General features: G+C 38.0%; 13 protein-coding genes. 7 read left to right on the top strand and 6 right to left on the bottom strand.

Annotated elements, in window-relative coordinates; all coding sequences use genetic code 11:
• Positions 1-5: 5 nt before the first annotated feature.
• The 5 genes from E3D81_RS12715 (at position 6) to E3D81_RS12695 (ending at position 4,222) form a co-directional block, all read left to right on the top strand.
• Positions 6-884, top strand: a complete 879-nt coding sequence (locus E3D81_RS12715; protein ID WP_134777651.1) for a DUF4959 domain-containing protein — start codon at positions 6-8, stop codon at positions 882-884.
• A 130-nt stretch (positions 885-1,014) separates the two neighbouring features.
• Positions 1,015-1,707, top strand: a complete 693-nt coding sequence (locus E3D81_RS12710; protein WP_167554293.1) for a hypothetical protein — start codon at positions 1,015-1,017, stop codon at positions 1,705-1,707.
• Between the two features lie 71 nt (positions 1,708-1,778).
• The gene (locus E3D81_RS12705; RefSeq protein ID WP_134777649.1) at positions 1,779-2,762 is read left to right on the top strand and encodes an alpha/beta hydrolase; all 984 of its coding nucleotides are present in this window, start codon (positions 1,779-1,781) and stop codon (positions 2,760-2,762) included.
• 163 nt (positions 2,763-2,925) lie between these two features.
• On the top strand, positions 2,926-3,981 hold the full coding sequence (locus E3D81_RS12700; protein WP_099367895.1) for a 3-oxoacyl-ACP synthase III family protein: 1,056 nt from the start codon (positions 2,926-2,928) through the stop codon (positions 3,979-3,981).
• A 37-nt stretch (positions 3,982-4,018) separates the two neighbouring features.
• Positions 4,019-4,222 carry a YwbE family protein gene (locus E3D81_RS12695; RefSeq protein WP_099367896.1) on the top strand — a complete coding sequence of 68 codons (204 nt, stop codon included), beginning with the start codon at positions 4,019-4,021 and terminating at the stop codon, positions 4,220-4,222.
• 230 nt (positions 4,223-4,452) lie between these two features.
• Here the strand turns inward: E3D81_RS12695 and E3D81_RS12690 are convergent, their stop codons facing one another.
• From E3D81_RS12690 to E3D81_RS12670, 5 genes are all read right to left on the bottom strand, one after another.
• Complete coding sequence (locus E3D81_RS12690; protein ID WP_134777648.1) at positions 4,453-5,046, bottom strand: HD domain-containing protein; 594 nt, start codon at positions 5,044-5,046, stop codon at positions 4,453-4,455.
• Positions 5,047-5,093: 47 nt separating this feature from the next.
• Positions 5,094-7,955, bottom strand: a complete 2,862-nt coding sequence (locus E3D81_RS12685; RefSeq protein ID WP_167554292.1) for an outer membrane beta-barrel protein — start codon at positions 7,953-7,955, stop codon at positions 5,094-5,096.
• A 171-nt stretch (positions 7,956-8,126) separates the two neighbouring features.
• Complete coding sequence (locus E3D81_RS12680) at positions 8,127-8,726, bottom strand: response regulator (protein WP_134777646.1); 600 nt, start codon at positions 8,724-8,726, stop codon at positions 8,127-8,129.
• Complete coding sequence (locus E3D81_RS12675) at positions 8,719-10,608, bottom strand: ATP-binding protein (protein WP_134777645.1); 1,890 nt, start codon at positions 10,606-10,608, stop codon at positions 8,719-8,721. The genes E3D81_RS12680 and E3D81_RS12675 overlap by 8 nt, the downstream gene beginning before the upstream one ends.
• Positions 10,609-10,675: 67 nt before the next feature.
• Complete coding sequence (locus E3D81_RS12670) at positions 10,676-11,572, bottom strand: helix-turn-helix domain-containing protein (protein WP_134777644.1); 897 nt, start codon at positions 11,570-11,572, stop codon at positions 10,676-10,678.
• Positions 11,573-11,719: 147 nt separating this feature from the next.
• Here E3D81_RS12670 and E3D81_RS12665 point away from each other — a divergent pair, with 147 nt between their 5' ends.
• Complete coding sequence (locus tag E3D81_RS12665; RefSeq protein WP_134777643.1) at positions 11,720-12,121, top strand: GlcG/HbpS family heme-binding protein; 402 nt, start codon at positions 11,720-11,722, stop codon at positions 12,119-12,121.
• A gap of 103 nt (positions 12,122-12,224) precedes the next feature.
• Here the strand turns inward: E3D81_RS12665 and E3D81_RS12660 are convergent, their stop codons facing one another.
• The gene (locus E3D81_RS12660; RefSeq protein WP_134777642.1) at positions 12,225-13,724 is read right to left on the bottom strand and encodes a TlpA disulfide reductase family protein; all 1,500 of its coding nucleotides are present in this window, start codon (positions 13,722-13,724) and stop codon (positions 12,225-12,227) included.
• Between the two features lie 517 nt (positions 13,725-14,241).
• Here E3D81_RS12660 and E3D81_RS12655 point away from each other — a divergent pair.
• Entirely contained in the window at positions 14,242-16,278 is a 2,037-nt protein-coding gene (locus E3D81_RS12655) for an FUSC family protein (RefSeq protein ID WP_134777641.1), read from the top strand.
• Positions 16,279-16,280 lie beyond the last annotated feature (2 nt).

Below are 16,280 nucleotides of genomic sequence, written 5' to 3'. Positions count from 1 at the left end.
TAATTATGAAAAAACTAATTATATACTTACTCTTTGCAACTCTTGCGATCAGTTGCAGCAAGGAGAAGGACATTGCTCCTATCCCTTCCAATATTTCAACATTGAGTACAAAACCAATAGTAGGTGGAGCATTACTAAAATGGACATTGCCAAAAGACAGCAATTTCACTTATGTTGAAATAAAGTACCAATCAGGTGGCATAACTAAAGTAGTTAATGTTTCGAAATATACCGATTCTGTACAGATCAGTGGTTTACTTAATAAAAATGAATATACTTTTGAACTCCAAACCGTACATCATCATAAGCAAAGCAAGACTTATGGCACGGAATCTTTGAAGAGCACTTCTGTTCGGCCTATAAAAAGACCCATTGTCACCCAATTCAATAAAATAGATATTCGGGATAATATGACGGAAACCTTTACACAGGAGACTACTGAAGGACCGAAATCAAATCTTGTAGACAATAACATCGCCACCTATTGGCATACCGCTTGGTCTTCTGGGGTTGCCCCTTTACCCCATTGGATCAAAGTGAATTATAATGAACCGACAAAAGTTGATAGAATAGGATATTTCTGGCGGCAAGGCAGAAACTCTCCGGCGGGCAGGCCAGAAATTATAGGAGTTGAAACAAGTGAAGATGGTACAACTTGGAAAAGGGAATGGACGTCCGAAGTTTTGGATGTGACAAACACCAATTCTCCAACTTTAGAAAAAACTTTTGATCTCCCAACCCAACTTCAATCTAAATTTTATCGGGTCATGTTTATTCAAGTTAATGGAACTACAAATTATGTTAATCTGGGTGAATTCAGAATGTATGTAAAGGTTGTTACAGATTTAGAATTGGAGGCAGAAAAAAATTATGTCATGAACTAGTCTCCATTATTCAATAATAAACAAAATAGAAAATCTACCTTTTTAGGTAGATTTTTTTTGATTGTAAAAAGCAAATTTCGTTTATTTTTATAACTATCATATTGTCCAATTATTAACCAATCAACATCTTATGGACAGGAATATAAAGCTCATTTTCAGCCTCTTCATGCTGATTATATTAATTTCCCTAGCTGGTTTTTATACTTCTTATATTAGCCACCTCCCCAATTTCTCACATTTCCCCTTACTGATCCACCTCCATTTCATTGGATTTGTAGGTTGGTTTGTGCTACTCATCATCCAGCCAATCCTGATAGCAAAAGGAAAATGGAGATTGCATCGATCATTAGGTAAAACTGCCTACGTCCTCATCCCGCTTTTGATTATTAGTATCCTATTATTGGTTTTGCAACAAACAGAACGTGAATTTGAATATTCCATACAAAAAGCCTTGATGACCTCCTTTATCGGGTTTATTGATGCCCTATCTTTAGGGGTCTATTTTACCATTGCTATGATGAATTCAAGAAATCAGCGATGGCATGTTGCCTTTATTATTGCTTGTTCCCTGGTAATCCTAAACCCTGGAATGTCCAGATTACTTAATCAGATCCATCCAGGATCTGGATTACTCGCAGCTGTCCTACTCCCTATTCTAGTAAGTTTTTCAATACTTATTTTTGAAAAAATAAATTATCAAAAACTTATTTTAAAAAGCCCCTACCTCCTATTTTTAGGATGTTGGATAGCTGAGATCCTGTTGCTGATGATTATTCCCAGAACAGACTTTTGGAAAAACTTCGTACTTGCAATCCTCCAATGAAAAAAACCATCACCCCTACAGATTGTTACTAATAAAGAAACTATTGAAAAATAATCTTTAAAACAATCATTATGGCTGATACGATCAAAGCAGAAAAAGACCCCAACATTTTCAAAGAAATACGCGAATTTCTAGATGGATTGAACAATAGCGGTGATAAACCACTGGAAACATTGGCCCCAGAAGATGCCAGAAAAGTATTGGAAGATGCCCAGAAATCCGTAAAGGTGGATTATTCCGGAATCACAGAAGAAGAAAAAACGATCGAACAGGACGGACTAACTGTTAAAACAGTTATAGTAAAACCTGAAGGTACAACGGATAAAAAATTACCGGTGTTCATCTTTATTCATGGCGGTGGTTGGATACTGGGAGATTACCCAACACATAAAAGATTGGTTAGGGATCTTGTAGTTCAAAGTGGTGCAGCAGCCGTATTCGTTGATTATACCCGATCTCCGGAAGCGAAATACCCTACTGCCATCAATGAAATTTATGCAGCAACCAAATGGGTTGCAGCGCATGGTGATGAAATTGGTTTCGATGGCAAGAACCTTGCCGTGGCTGGGAATAGTGTGGGTGGAAATATGTCGGCAGTGACCTGTTTGATGGCAAAAGATAAATCAGGTCCCGAAATAAAATTCCAATTGTTGTTGTGGCCGGTTACTGATGCGAATTTCGAACGGGAATCCTGGAAGAAATATGCAGAAGGTCGATTCTTAACTGTTGGCATGATGAAATGGATGTGGGATAATTATCTGCCTGATGTAGCTAAAAGAAAAGAATACTACGCTTCACCTTTCCAAGCAGATTTGGAAAAATTGAAAGGCTTGCCACCAGCATTGATTCAATTGGCTGAAAATGATATCCTATTTGATGAAGGCTTGGATTACGGAAGGAAACTGGATGAAGCAGGCGTTCCAACAACCATCCAAACATACAACGGTTTTATCCATGATTATGGTTTATTAAATCCATTAAATCATATAGAAGCCGTCAAATGTTCGGTTGAGCAAGCTGCTCAAGCACTGAAAAAAGCATTATTCAAAAGCTAATTTCAATTCAAAAAATAGTAAAAACAAAGCTACTGGTAGACCATTTTAACAAACGGTTCACGACAAAAAGAATAATATTTTGTTTTTTATGCTTTCAATTGACTAAATTGTAATATATTTAGAATAAATAAAGGCTTTAACATTAAATTTACCTTTGCTGAACATGAACATCAAAATAGTCGGATCCGGTAGCTTTATACCTGATACCAAGATAAAAAATGCAGATTTCGAGAACCACATCTTTTTAGATGAAGCAGGCTCGCCAATCAAAAACCCAGAATCTATCATTCGTAAATTCAAGGATATTACCGGGATTGAAGAGCGTAGATATGCCTCCAAAGAATTGGTCAGTTCAGATCTTGCCTTCTTTGCATCCGAAAAAGCGATCGAAGACGCTGGAGTGGACAAGGAAACCCTGGATTATATCATTGTTGCCCATAATTATGGAGATGTGCCTTCTGGTACTATCCAATCCGATACAGTACCTAGCCTGGCCAGTCGGGTTAAGCAGAAATTAGGTATTGAAAATCCTAATTGTGTGGCCTATGATTTATTATTCGGCTGTCCAGGTTGGATCGAAGGAATGTTACAAGCAAATGCCTTTATCCGTTCCGGAATGGCAAAACGATGTTTGGTAATCGGTACGGAAACCTTATCCCGTTTAATAGACCCTTCCGATCGTGATTCCATGATCTATGCAGATGGAGCTGGTGCCGTAGTCGTTGAAGGAACTACAGCTGATGAGGGGATGTTATCCTATGCAAGTGCAACCTATGCCTTGAACGAAGCGGGCTATCTATTCTTTGGTCCTTCGTACAATAAAGAGGCGGAACAGGATACGCGTTATATTAAAATGAAAGGTCGCAAGATCTATGAATTTGCTCTTACCAAAGTACCTTTGGCCATGCAGCAATGTTTAGAGAAAGGAAACATTGCCATTACCGACATCAAGAAAATCCTGATCCATCAAGCCAATGAAAAAATGGATGAAGCCATTGTTGAACGCTTCTATGGCCTGTATGACATGACTCCACCAGAACATATCATGCCGATGACGATCAATAAATTTGGGAACAGCAGCGTGGCGACTATCCCTACTTTATACGATCTGATCATCAAAGGATTGATGGAAAAACATGAATTAAACAAGGGTGATGTGATTTTATTTGCTTCAGTTGGAGCTGGTATGAACATCAACGCTTTTACCTACCGTTTATAATCTCGAAAATTGGTTATTTTTGTAAAAAGAAATTATCATGAGCGATCCAAATAGCAGAAGCAATATCAAGCCAGGCATAGTCGTTAACATCATCCTTAAGAAGGATCAACGATCTGGAAATTTAACAGAAGGTATTGTGAAAGATATATTAACCTCAGCCGCATACCATAGCCGAGGAATTAAAGTAAGATTAACCGATGGCCAGATTGGCCGAGTAGCAGAAATCATAGAGGAAGATTAGTCTTCCTCTTTTTTTGTCCAAAAAATATTAGTAATTCACTATTTGAATTATATCCAAGATTAATTACCTTCGATATACCATATTAAAAACAAAAATTATGAATCTATCTTACATCGGCACAAACGAAATATTAATAATCCTTGTAGGTTTAATCTTATTGATAGCTGTTTTAACCTTAGCTGTCGTTTTGGTGAAAAAAATAAGAAATTAATGAGCTAAAGAAATCCTGTTTAGGATTTCTTTAAGATCCCTTTTTCAACCGCATCTTGAATCAGTCCTTCAGCATAATCCCAAATGCTGCTGGAACCATATTTCATGACGCTTTTCTTTGCATAGACCTTCTCGTAGGTAACCCCAGGCATATTCCAGGTACCGCCATTATTGGAGTAATTTTGGAGCAGGGGCTCCAATCTATCCATCGTACGTGCAAATTTTGCCTCCATACTTTCTCCAAGCTCAAATTCTTCCCAAATTGCTGTAAATTCTTCTGCTTGTTCCTTCGGTAATATTCCAAATATCCGTTTTGCCGCTAGACGCTCCTCCTCCGTATTATCATGACTTTTTAGGCTGTCGTAGATAAAGGTATCGCCAGCGTCGATCTCCACGATATCGTGGATCAGAACCATTTTAACCACTTTAAGGACATCCACTTCTTCATTGGCATGCTGTTGCAATACGATAGCCATCATCGCCAAATGCCAACTATGTTCCGCATCATTCTCCCTCCTATTGCTGTTCAATAGTCGCGTCTGTCTTTCGATATATTTCAGTTTATCGATCTCTTTTATAAATGCTATCTGTTTGATCAGGTCTTCAGGAATCATATTAATGCGAATGTTGGATTCAAATATACCGAAATAATAACAAGCTATTACAAATCAGGGTCTACCCGAATATGTACACCTCGTCCGCCAAATCTGGAAAGATCGTACCGAAGGTTCAAGGAAAATACCCGCGTGATCACATTCGTTCTGGAATCGATAATGGAGTTACCCATCACCTGTCTATTCAACATATTTCCTTGGTTCAGTAGATCACTCACCCGAGCTGATAAAAACAGGTTTTTGTTCTTCAGGAACATCTTGGTGATGCCCAATCCGATCAACAAAGGGTTCTGATTCGCCAATGCATAGCCCGTATTGATCCGTTTACTCGTATTGAATTCTGCCTGATAAGTTTTCAGGAATTCTACTCTACCGTTAACTGCCATATTCAGGTTATGGAGCTTACGGATGGACTCTTGTAAAGATGGATTCTCATTTCGGCTAAAGGAGTAATTTACATTACTATTGATCTTTACCTTTGGAAGGTTCAATCGACCGTTCCAGGAAGCACCAAATGATTTGGTCGTGAAGAAGTTCTTTGCCGTCATCTGCCCAATATTGAACACCGGATCCATTCCCCCTCCAAAACCCATCATGTTCGAAAGTCCAACAATATTATTGTTGTTCACCTGATTATAATTTAATCGGGTGGTCAGGATTACCGTTTTCATATTCATGTTCATGGAAAGGGCCTGCGAATAATTCAATCCTTCATTGGAATACCCTTCATTGTCAATATATTGGATCCTATTGGAAACGCCGATACTACCATCATATGTCAAGCGCCACTTCTTATCCTTCATTGGCAAAGTAAAAGTATAATTACCTCCCAGATTATAGTTTCCATTGGCATTGATATAGCGTGTTTCCCTTTTAAAACTACCCAGGGTATCCGGTAGGATGATGATATTCTCCACCACTTGATCCTGAATGGTACTGAAATTGGCAGATACCATCAAGCTTTTTCCCGTTTCCTGTTTGACGAAATTATAATTCGAACTGAAATTATGCGAAAAAAATGGTTTCAGATCAGGATTACCGATGATGATATTCTGCAAGTTCCGGGTATTTGGAATTGGCTGTAATTGGAATTGGGAGGGTGCCGAGTTTCTACCATTATAGCTCACAGCTATTGTTTTTCCAGGTTTTACCTGAGTGCTAAAATTCAGTACAGGTGAAAAGTTGAGGGAATTGTTCTCAATTTCTTGATCCAACTGCGCATAATAATTCTTCTGCAACAAGGGATTGAAATTGATTCCTGCAGAGAAATTGGTCTTTTGCTTTGAATAATTATAATTAACCCCAATGGTCTGCGCGATGACCTGGTTCCGCATGTAGGAGCTTAAGGAATCTACATAATAGAAATCCCTACTGGCTGTATCCAATACCGAAGTGGCCAAATTGTTAGTCGATTTGGAGAAGTTAAACCGATAGTTCAAGCTGATCGATCTACGCAATAAAGAATCCTTCTTACTCTTTCCGATGGAAAAATTATATCCGGTACTGAAATTTAACGACTCCGATTTATTATCGTTCGTAATATTCCGATGCAATAAGGAGTCCTTTAAAAGATCGCCAGAAGTTTGATCGTAATATAGGGTATTGCTCAAAATGGATTGCAGGGATTCTGAACTGCTACGATTGTAATGGAAATTACCCGAGATATATTTTTTACCTTCTTTCAATTTGCGGTTCAACATCAGGCTAACCCCTACATTCGGGGTTCTGGAAGTATTTTCGTTTTCATTCCGAAAGCCCTGTTTCATCGCTCCGGTTTGATTGTTTGCCGAAATATTGGAATTGGTCATCTTACCAAAACCCAGATTGATGTCTGAATTGATAAACCATTTATCCGTTCTATTATTTAATCCTGCAGTAAGATTATGGTTCGATCCCCCATTATCTCCTTCACTATTAGAATTGTTGTAATAGGTCCCAATGGTACTTACGGTTTCGACAAAGGATTCATTGGTAAATGCAGAAAGATTTCCACGCCCATTATATCCAAAATTATAATTCCCTTTTTCCTTGAATTTATTCCGATGATTGACAGACAGATTAAAGGATTGATTGATGCCGGCACCATTATTTTCCGTCATCACGTTAAATCGAGCGCCATTCTGTTGCTTTTCTTTCCAAAAACTAAAATCTCCACCGATCTCTGCCTTATCGTTACTTGCGGTCTCGGCATTGGCATTTCCAAACTTGCCCTTGTTCATGCCCGGCTTCGTTTCAATATTGATCAGTTTACCAGGTTCTCCGGTCTTCACCCCCGTGAAATTAGCTTCATCACCATAATCCTCAATGATCTGGATCTTGGAAACTATTTCAGCCGGCAATTTCTTGATAAAATCATCCAGGTTATTGGTAAAAAAATCTTCCCCATTTACCCGTAGTTTCATGACCGGCTTCCCATTGGATTCCACCTTGTTGTTCTCATCCACCACCAGCCCAGGAAGTTGTTTGATGAGGTCGGCAAGATTATCCCCTTCCAAGACATCAAATGCCGCCGCATTGTATTCTACTGTATCCTTTTTGATGGTAATCGGATTGGGCTTTTTATTGATCACCAATTCCTCCAATTGAATGGTCTTAATTTTGAGCACGATACGTACAGTGGTTGGCTTATCAGAGATTTCGACGCTGCGCACTTCCATTTCGGAAGATATGTTGGAAACCTGCAATTCCGCTGTTCCAATCTTCACCTTTTTAAAGCTGAATTCCCCTTTCTTATTACTGGAAGTCTTAAGTGTATCTTTTCCGGATATCAGAAAAACCTTGGCACCTTCAACCGCATTTCGGGCACTATCGATCACTGTACCATTCAACTCCCCGAATTCCTGGGCATTCGCTTGAAAAGCAAGGAAAGAAATGCAGGAAACTAAAAATAATTTTAATAAATGCCTCATATAGTAAAGCATTTATTGTCATAATTGGTAGACATCAAAAACCTTTTTTTAAAATTTTCGTTAAATGTAAAAAAATAATCAGCCACTTTTCTGTAACATAAATGTTAATCAGAAAAAATAACATAAATTTAACTATTGGGTTTTGTTTAGTCCTTTTAGAACCTGCCTTGATCAATCGAACAAGCCATCATGATTGCGGATCCTTGATTTTAATTTCTGACGGATATTCTTTCGATGGGTGCGAATTGTCATGACACTACGGTGTAAGATCTCTGCAATCTCCTGACTGGATTTTCCTTCTTTTATCAATTTATAAATTTCGAGTTCCCGATCGGTTAGTCCAAAATCATTTTTCATGATGGATTCGGAGGTACTATGCAATGTTTTTTCATCGCCATAGATGCTTTTCCCTTCAAATACCTGACGAATAACACTGATTAAATCCTCCGCATCCAATTCCTTGGAAATATAGCCCTCTACGCCGATCGCTTTCAATTCCGCGAAAAAAGCTTGGTTGACTTCCAGGGATAAAATAATGATTTTAGCCTGAGGTCGGATCTGTTTGATTTCCTTGGCAATACTGATCCCAGACCGCTCATTCAAATACATATCCAATAAAATGATATCAGGTTCATGTTGATTTAACATCCCTCGGATATGATTTCCATCTGAATAGCGCTGTAAAAGGACCATATCAGTCTCCGACGCTAAAAGCGCGTGAAGACCATCAGAGAATAACCGGTGGTTATCAATATTGACCAATTTAATCATGCTGAATCCCTTTCTTTTTAAGTGGCAAAACGATATTTACCGAACAGCCCTCTTTGTTAATAATAAAATCAAAACTTCCATCATAATAATCAACTCTGGATCGGAGATTCGACATCCCCATCCCCATCCCCTTTCCGATCAAATCCATATCAATTTCTTCGGAGCGACCATTATCATGAACCATCAAACGGACTTCCGATTCATCCACGGCCAGATCAACTTCAAACAAGCTGGCATTTTTAGCATGCTTAACCGCATTGGTCAGCAATTCTTGATAGATTCTGAACACATGAACCTTCATGTCCCAGGGAATGTGATATTCATTCCCTATACAGGATAGATGGATTTCAAATTGATGGGCAAAAGCTTGTACATCTGATCGGATGGTTTCAAAAAGGCCATTCAGTTCCAGATTCCTAGGGGCAATCTGATGTATCAATCTTTTAAAGTCAAAATTTATCCCCTTTAGCATTTCTTGAACTTTACCTGATTGCTGTAGGTTTTCTTTCGAAAGAAGCAGACGAAGTCCTTGGATTGTTCCCCCAATACCATCGTGTACATCTTGGGCGATCCTTAATCTTTCCTTTTCCTGGGTAATGATCAGTTCATGGGCCAACTGCCTTCTCTTCTCTTCACTCTGTTCAATACTTCGCTTGAAAAACTCAAAATCCTGTTTATACTTCACTGTAAATACGATCATCAAATAGATAACCTCTACCGCAAATGCGAATATGATGTTCCCAGGCCGTATAAATTGAGGAATATGAATATAATTAAGGGAGCTGAACAAGTAGAGCAGTACGGATATAATAAGCAATGTATTCCCCAATAGGTAATGCATGATAAAAGGAGTTCTTTGCCGGATAGCGATCCAGATATTCATCAACAGTCCAAAAGTTTGCATCAACAGCACCGCAACAAAAAAGTATTGGAAATATTCCAGTATTTGGGAATGTTGAGGCAGCAGCAAATTCAACAATAAATAAAAAAAGACCGCTATGAGCGCTACCCGATTTAGCAGTTTCAAACGATGGCTATAATTGGGCAAAAACTTATCCTGTTGAACAAAAGCAATAAACACATGTACGTTGAAATATAAGGTCAAAGCAAGGAAGCTTAATTTTGGGATCCTAGCCCAGCCTTCATAAATAAAAGAAGGGATGAGGTAGACATCATGTAGGTACTCCACTGTATTAAAAGCCACGAGGCAACTGATGTAGCCTAACATCATGCCATAGAAGCGTTTCTTCAGAATGATGAAGAGGAATAAGTTAAAAAGCATGGCAAAGAAGAAAAAGCCATAATACCTTCCCAATAAAAAAGATAAACCTAACTCATAGGTTAAAATATCACTTTTGGTACTGATATCGGTGGGAAAATACAGCGTTTTCCGTCCAAATACTTCTGTTTTTAGCAAAAAACTTTTGGTCTCGCCTGCTTCCAGTGGTATTTCAAAACTTACCGACCTTAAGGGCACTTCTCGGTCCGTCAATTTCATAAAATGGGATTGGTCCCTTCTCGATATGAGGAAATTGGAGGAATCAGCCATCTCAAATAGGCTGAATTTAATACCATCATTGTAGAAACTCCATAAATAGTTCTCCCGGTATTTAGACTGGTTGGAAATGCTAATGGAAAACCAGTGGGTACAATCCGTGATTCCACGATTTACAACTGAACCTGCTGGCATAGGCTGAAATTTGCCTTGCTTCCATTTCTCAACAACCTGTATCGCCCTTTCCCTTCCACTACAATCTACATATTCTCCTAGATATTGAACAATACGAATGTCATTGGCTCCTGGAACTTTCAAGGTATCCTGCGAATAGGCAGTAACCTGAAAAACAAATATCATCCATAATAATAATGGAAGATTTTTCATTAACAATTAGTTAGGTTATACGAATATAGTCTTCTGGAATTAAATTATCAAAATTATATTTTTCCAGTTAACAGAATTTTTTAACGTATTCCCCTGGCGTGCACTGATACATCGCCCTAAATTGTTTAACAAAATAACTTGATGAATTAAATCCCGACCTATATCCAACTTCTGCAATAGACAATTCTCCTTGCAGCAGCATATTGCAGGCCTTTGCCAATCTTTCCTGCATAATATATTGCCCAGGTGTTTTACCTGTATAAGCATCAAAAATCCGAAACAAGGTACTTTTACTGCAATTAGCAATATCCATCAGTTGTTCGGTACTGATTGCAAGATGCAAGTGTTCCTTGATATAATTTTTGACATCTAGAAACTGTTGCTGGTATTTCCCTAATTCGTGTACCTGTATATGCTCCTGTTGAGCAGTGATCAACCTGACGAAAAGGGATTTAAGTATGAGATCAAAAAGCGGGTAATTATTCTTTTCTTGATTGATGGCCTGTAATAATTCATTAAAAGATCTGACAAGACCTACATTGTTATTGAAATGAAAATGCCTGAAATCCACCTCCCAAGGGCCATTTTCCTTATAGTTTTTATTCAGGTATTTCAATTGTTTCTCCAACGTAGCTTGCGGGATCAGGATGGTCGCACATTGCACCGGATTTTTGGCATCTGCCTCCGGAAAATCAGCGTAAATCGTCTCTCCTTCAGGAAGGACTAGCGAGGTGCCCGGCTGGAATTCAAAACGCTCACCTGCATTGGTATAGATCGTTTTCTTTCCCCTGATCATACTTGAAATGGTCAGTCCGGGATATACTATCTTCACTTTAAGGGAAGATTGGAAAGTCTCAAAAATATTGATCTCAAAATCACCACAGTCAAACCGGTTTTGATGCTCCTGTCCAGAACGAAGGTGTTCCGGAGTTTGTAAAGAAAGAAGTTCAACCGTGTAATTCATAGGGTATTATGGATAGATTCCGTGGATTTATAATACGAAGATATTCAAATATTTCTGAAACTATTGTCTTATTCTTTGAGACTATCCTTTTAGTGTGAGGTAAAATTATGTAATAACTTTAACTTATAAACTTAAAAAATTATATCTATGAGTAACATCACATTACATCAAGCTCGTCAAATAATTGATGCAGCCATTAAGAAATCGGAAGAATTAGGCGTGAAAATGAATATTGCAGTGGTGGATGCAGGAACCAATCTAGTGGCTTTTAACAAGATGGACGATGCTTGGTTAGGATCCATTGATATTTCTCAGAAAAAGGCTAGAACGGCCAGGTATTTCAATATGGATACAGGGGAGATAGGAAAATTATCACAACCAGGTGGAGCCCTTTACAATATCGAACATTCCAACCATGGACTGATTACCTTTCCTGGAGGTGTTGTCATCAAGGATAACAACGGCACTATCATTGGGGCAATCGGCGTGAGTGGAAGTACTGTGGAAGATGATCATGAGGTGGCTTCTGCTGGTGCAAAAGCTCTATAAAACCATTCTTATAAAGAATATTCAAGGTATTTCATTCTACTATTGAAAAACAAAAGGAGCGTTGAAATTTCAACGCTCCTTTACTATATCTTGAGATTATGGATTATTTCGCGTTCTTAGCTAAATCAATCTTAACACTCATTTCTTTAACGATTTTGTCCACTTCTGAAGATGAACCTGAAGATTCAAAACGGATGAAGCCTTCTTTATCTATAACCACTTTATGAGGAATTCCTTTTACCTCATAAGCTGTCACTGTAGCCTTCTCCCTATCCTTCATTTCATCGAAAAGTACATGGAAAGTATAATTGTTCTTCTTGATAAAATCGTTCACTAAATCTTTATAGTTTTCTTCACGTTGCCAAGTATCAATAAACAAGAACACCACATCCTTATCGTCTTTATACTTGTTTACAGAAGCCTGCATGCCTGGGAATGAATTGATACATGGACCACACCAAGTTGCCCAGAAATCTAAGATAACCACTTTTCCTTTATAATCTACCAAAGAAACTGTTTTACCGTCGCGATCCACCAAAGAGAACAAAGGTGCTTCTTTTTTGATCATTTCCCCTTTATATTTGGCAATCATGGCTTCTTCACCTTTTTTGTCAACAGAGGCTAGGTAATTATCGAAATTAGCATTCGCTCCATTCAATTTTTCATAAAGTTCTTTTTGAACCTTTATCAAACCATCATTTTTACCATTTTGGATCAACGCATTATCAATAAACAAAAAGGCATCCAGGTCTCTTCCTGTCTTACGGATACCATCTGCATAACCCAATACATAAACTGGAGCAGAAGAATAATAAGGATCAACCTTAAATAGACCTTCATACACCTGAAGACCTTTTTCTGCATTCCCTCCATTGATCAAAGCAGGTGCATAGTTTCCTGCAATCGTAGGATATGCTCTCGCTGTAGGACTAGATTTAACTTTATCATCAGCAGAGTTGTAAGCATCATAAGATGCTTGATAGATGTCTGCTAAAATTGGTTCAGCATTGGTATAATCCTTTTCCCTAACCAATCCACTGGCTACGGAACTCGCTAATTGCGCATACGCTGCTTCAGATTTTAACGATTGAAGAATTTCATTCGCTTTTGCAGCATTCTTTTCTTTAAAGTATAGACCTGCTAATCTGGATTTTCCTTGTGCATAGATAGCTCTATTTTCTTCTTTAAAGGATTTTGCTGGGAATTTCTTTTCCCAAGCAGCCAATTGTTTCTCCAATTCTACAGCTGTAATACCTTCTGTTTTGAAGATGGCATTGTAAGCATCTAGTCTTGCTTTAGAACCTTTAGGAAAACGCTTTATCAGGGATTTATCAGCCTCTTCTGCTTTATCAGCATTACCTATAAAGCGGAATAAAGAGCTAGCCATGCCAGCAAATTCTTCATTTTTACTAGCCATCATTGCTTCTGCTTCTTTTGTTAAAGCAGCATCACGAACTTTCGTATCCTTTTCTTTAGCAATTTCATTGATTTGTCTTACTAATTCCTCCTGGGTAATACCCTTCTGTTTCACAATTTGAGCTTGCACTTGTGAAAATGATAGAGCCGCAGCTAAAATCCCAAGTGAGATAACACTTTTTTTCATATTAAATTGTACTGGTTTTATTAGATTAATAATTCATTTCTCAAATGTAATTAGGTTTTTTCTTATTTGATTGTAAGGTTTTCGATATATTTTACCTCTCCTAGCACATTCTGTTTATATAGACGTATAAAACAGAATATTGTCCCTCCTATCCGTAAAATTTTTCGATCCTTCCTTTTCGTTGAAAACAGCTAATATATTGAATGGTTAATGATTCAGTATAAAATTACAATTTTGAACTCTAAATTATCTTAAAAAAATGTTAATTTATTTTCATAGAAGAAGAGTATTTATTCTAAAACAATTTTACTGTACTCATTCTAAAAATAGTCTATCTCACTCCGAACAAAATTCTCTAAACGAAGGGAAAAGCCTTAGCCTCATGACATAGAGGGCACCAATACCCCTCTCCATCAAAATAATATTTTATGATAAATATATTACACCGCATATAATTCCTGCTATTTTATTTTTTCGTATTTTTGCAGCCACAAAACAATAGATATCCTTATATAATTTGGCAACGAGCGTATTTTCTAAAATATCTTCTTTCTTAAAAACCGAATCGAGCTTTGATGCATTACGCAATATCTTGATTATCCTTATCCCTTCTTTATTTGTTTTTTACCTATTTGATGGGCATGTCGCCATTGCTTTTGCTGTTGGGGTTCTACTCGCCTGTTTAACCGATCTGCCAGGAACAAAAAAAGATAAGTGGACATCATTTGCTTACTGTATCCCGGTTTTTGCCATTACCTCGATCAGTATCTCCCTGGCATTGGCAAACCATTCTCCTATCATTGTTCTCTTGTTAGGAATTTTTGGTTTTGTTTACACTTTTATAGCTTTATTAGGGTTCCGGATCAATTTCATTGGGAATCTCGGATTGATCGTAGCCAGCTTTACCATTGGCTTACGGCCTGAAGATCCTCTAATATTCAGTCTTTCAGTTACTGCAGGAGCCATCTGTTTTTATATCCTGAGTTTACTGCAGGTCTATCTATTTCCTTATCGTTCCCTCAGATTTGCGGTGCAATCGGGTATCACGAGTTTATCCCAACTCATCCGGTTAAAGATCGACTGTTACAACGAAGAAATTCCACTTCCCAAAACCTATAAACAACTCAGTGCTTTACAGATCAAAGTTTCTGATCAACTGGAAGCTGTACGGTCCTTATTGCTGAGGAACAAGAACCTCCATTCTGAAAAAGATCTTCGGACCAAAATATGGCTTGCCAAGCTCTATAAACTCATTGATCTCTACGAATTGTTAATGGCGGTAGATCAGGATTATGAAAGGATCCGGGAGCTTCTGAAATCAGGCAATACCTTATCCCTTATCCGTCGTGCCTTGGCCATCCTATCCAAGGAAACTGCAGAATTGAATTATTTAAAAAAATCAAAGTCTTCCAATCTGAAAAGGAAGAAAGAGTTTGAGAAAATCATGGTACAACTAGAAGTTGACCAATTCATTGCTGATTTTCACCGAAAAGAATTGATCATTTCCATTGCCAAGCAATTAGGACAGATCGCAAATATCCTACATGACATCAAGGAGGAGGTTTTGGATGCGGATCATAGCTGGGTAGAAAGTAAGAATTTTAAGGATTTTGTGGCACCAGATAGTGATTTCAAAACGCTTGTTAACAATTTCAACTTCAAGTCGCCGATTTTTTCTTATGCAGTCCGGATGTCAATTTTATTGATGTTGGGTGGTGTTATCGGTTATGCGCTTCCAGAATACAGGTATGCTTCCTGGATCTTGCTGACCATTATTTTGGTGGCCAGACCTAGTTTTACCACTACCCAAAAAAGAAATTACCAACGGATAGTGGGTTCTTTGATCGGAATAGCCATCAGCCTTTTGATTTTGTTGATCATCAATGATTTCACTATCCTAATGGGGATAGCGATCTTTTGCCTTTACCTGTTCTTATTGTTCAACAAACCAAATTATTTGGTCTGTGTTATTTTCATCACGATTACCATTCTGATCGGCCAACATACATTTGAAGGAACTATTCAGGATATTCTGGGAAGTAGATTTGCCTTTACCTTAATGGGGTCCATATTTGCTGTACTGGGATGTCTGGCCATTCCGATCAATCATTATCGATCAATTGAGCAACAGACCAACCGATTATTGGATCACTTCCGGAATTTCTTCCAAAAGATCAAAGAGAGTTATGAGGTGCAGGAACTGAGTTACTATGATTTGAGATTGGTGAGAAAGTTCACCCAATCTGCATTGGCCCTAAGTTATGATTCCTTGGAACAGTTTGCCAAAGATCCAATCCAAGGAAGACTCCATAAAAAGGAGATTGAGCATTTCCAGACCCTGGCTTATAGAATCAATGCCTTACTAGTTGGCTTGTCCATCAATAGGACCAAATTGGGTTTTGTGCTTCATCCGGAGCTGATGAATGAGCGGACAGCATATATCGATACATTGATAGCAGAAGCTGAAACACTTTCTAAAAAGCTCCATAAGAACAAAGAAAGGCCCAACATAAAGAAGGACCTTTCCATACTAAACTCAAACAACAAACGTTAGTA

It is taken from the genome of Sphingobacterium sp. CZ-2 (genome assembly GCF_004526235.1).
GTDB classification, from domain to species: Bacteria; Bacteroidota; Bacteroidia; order Sphingobacteriales; family Sphingobacteriaceae; genus Sphingobacterium; species Sphingobacterium tenebrionis.
The sequence above is the reverse complement of the archived record's forward strand: the minus strand, read 5'-3'. Positions and strand labels throughout refer to the sequence as shown.

Coding starts and splice junctions, on each gene's coding strand:
- E3D81_RS12715 (WP_134777651.1), top strand. CDS start 6: ATGAAAAAACTAATTATATACTTACTCTTTGCAACTCTTGCGATCAGT.
- E3D81_RS12710 (WP_167554293.1), top strand. CDS start 1,015: ATGGACAGGAATATAAAGCTCATTTTCAGCCTCTTCATGCTGATTATA.
- E3D81_RS12705 (WP_134777649.1), top strand. CDS start 1,779: ATGGCTGATACGATCAAAGCAGAAAAAGACCCCAACATTTTCAAAGAA.
- E3D81_RS12700 (WP_099367895.1), top strand. CDS start 2,926: ATGAACATCAAAATAGTCGGATCCGGTAGCTTTATACCTGATACCAAG.
- E3D81_RS12695 (WP_099367896.1), top strand. CDS start 4,019: ATGAGCGATCCAAATAGCAGAAGCAATATCAAGCCAGGCATAGTCGTT.
- E3D81_RS12690 (WP_134777648.1), bottom strand. CDS start 5,046: ATGATTCCTGAAGACCTGATCAAACAGATAGCATTTATAAAAGAGATC.
- E3D81_RS12685 (WP_167554292.1), bottom strand. CDS start 7,955: ATGAGGCATTTATTAAAATTATTTTTAGTTTCCTGCATTTCTTTCCTT.
- E3D81_RS12680 (WP_134777646.1), bottom strand. CDS start 8,726: ATGATTAAATTGGTCAATATTGATAACCACCGGTTATTCTCTGATGGT.
- E3D81_RS12675 (WP_134777645.1), bottom strand. CDS start 10,608: ATGAAAAATCTTCCATTATTATTATGGATGATATTTGTTTTTCAGGTT.
- E3D81_RS12670 (WP_134777644.1), bottom strand. CDS start 11,572: ATGAATTACACGGTTGAACTTCTTTCTTTACAAACTCCGGAACACCTT.
- E3D81_RS12665 (WP_134777643.1), top strand. CDS start 11,720: ATGAGTAACATCACATTACATCAAGCTCGTCAAATAATTGATGCAGCC.
- E3D81_RS12660 (WP_134777642.1), bottom strand. CDS start 13,724: ATGAAAAAAAGTGTTATCTCACTTGGGATTTTAGCTGCGGCTCTATCA.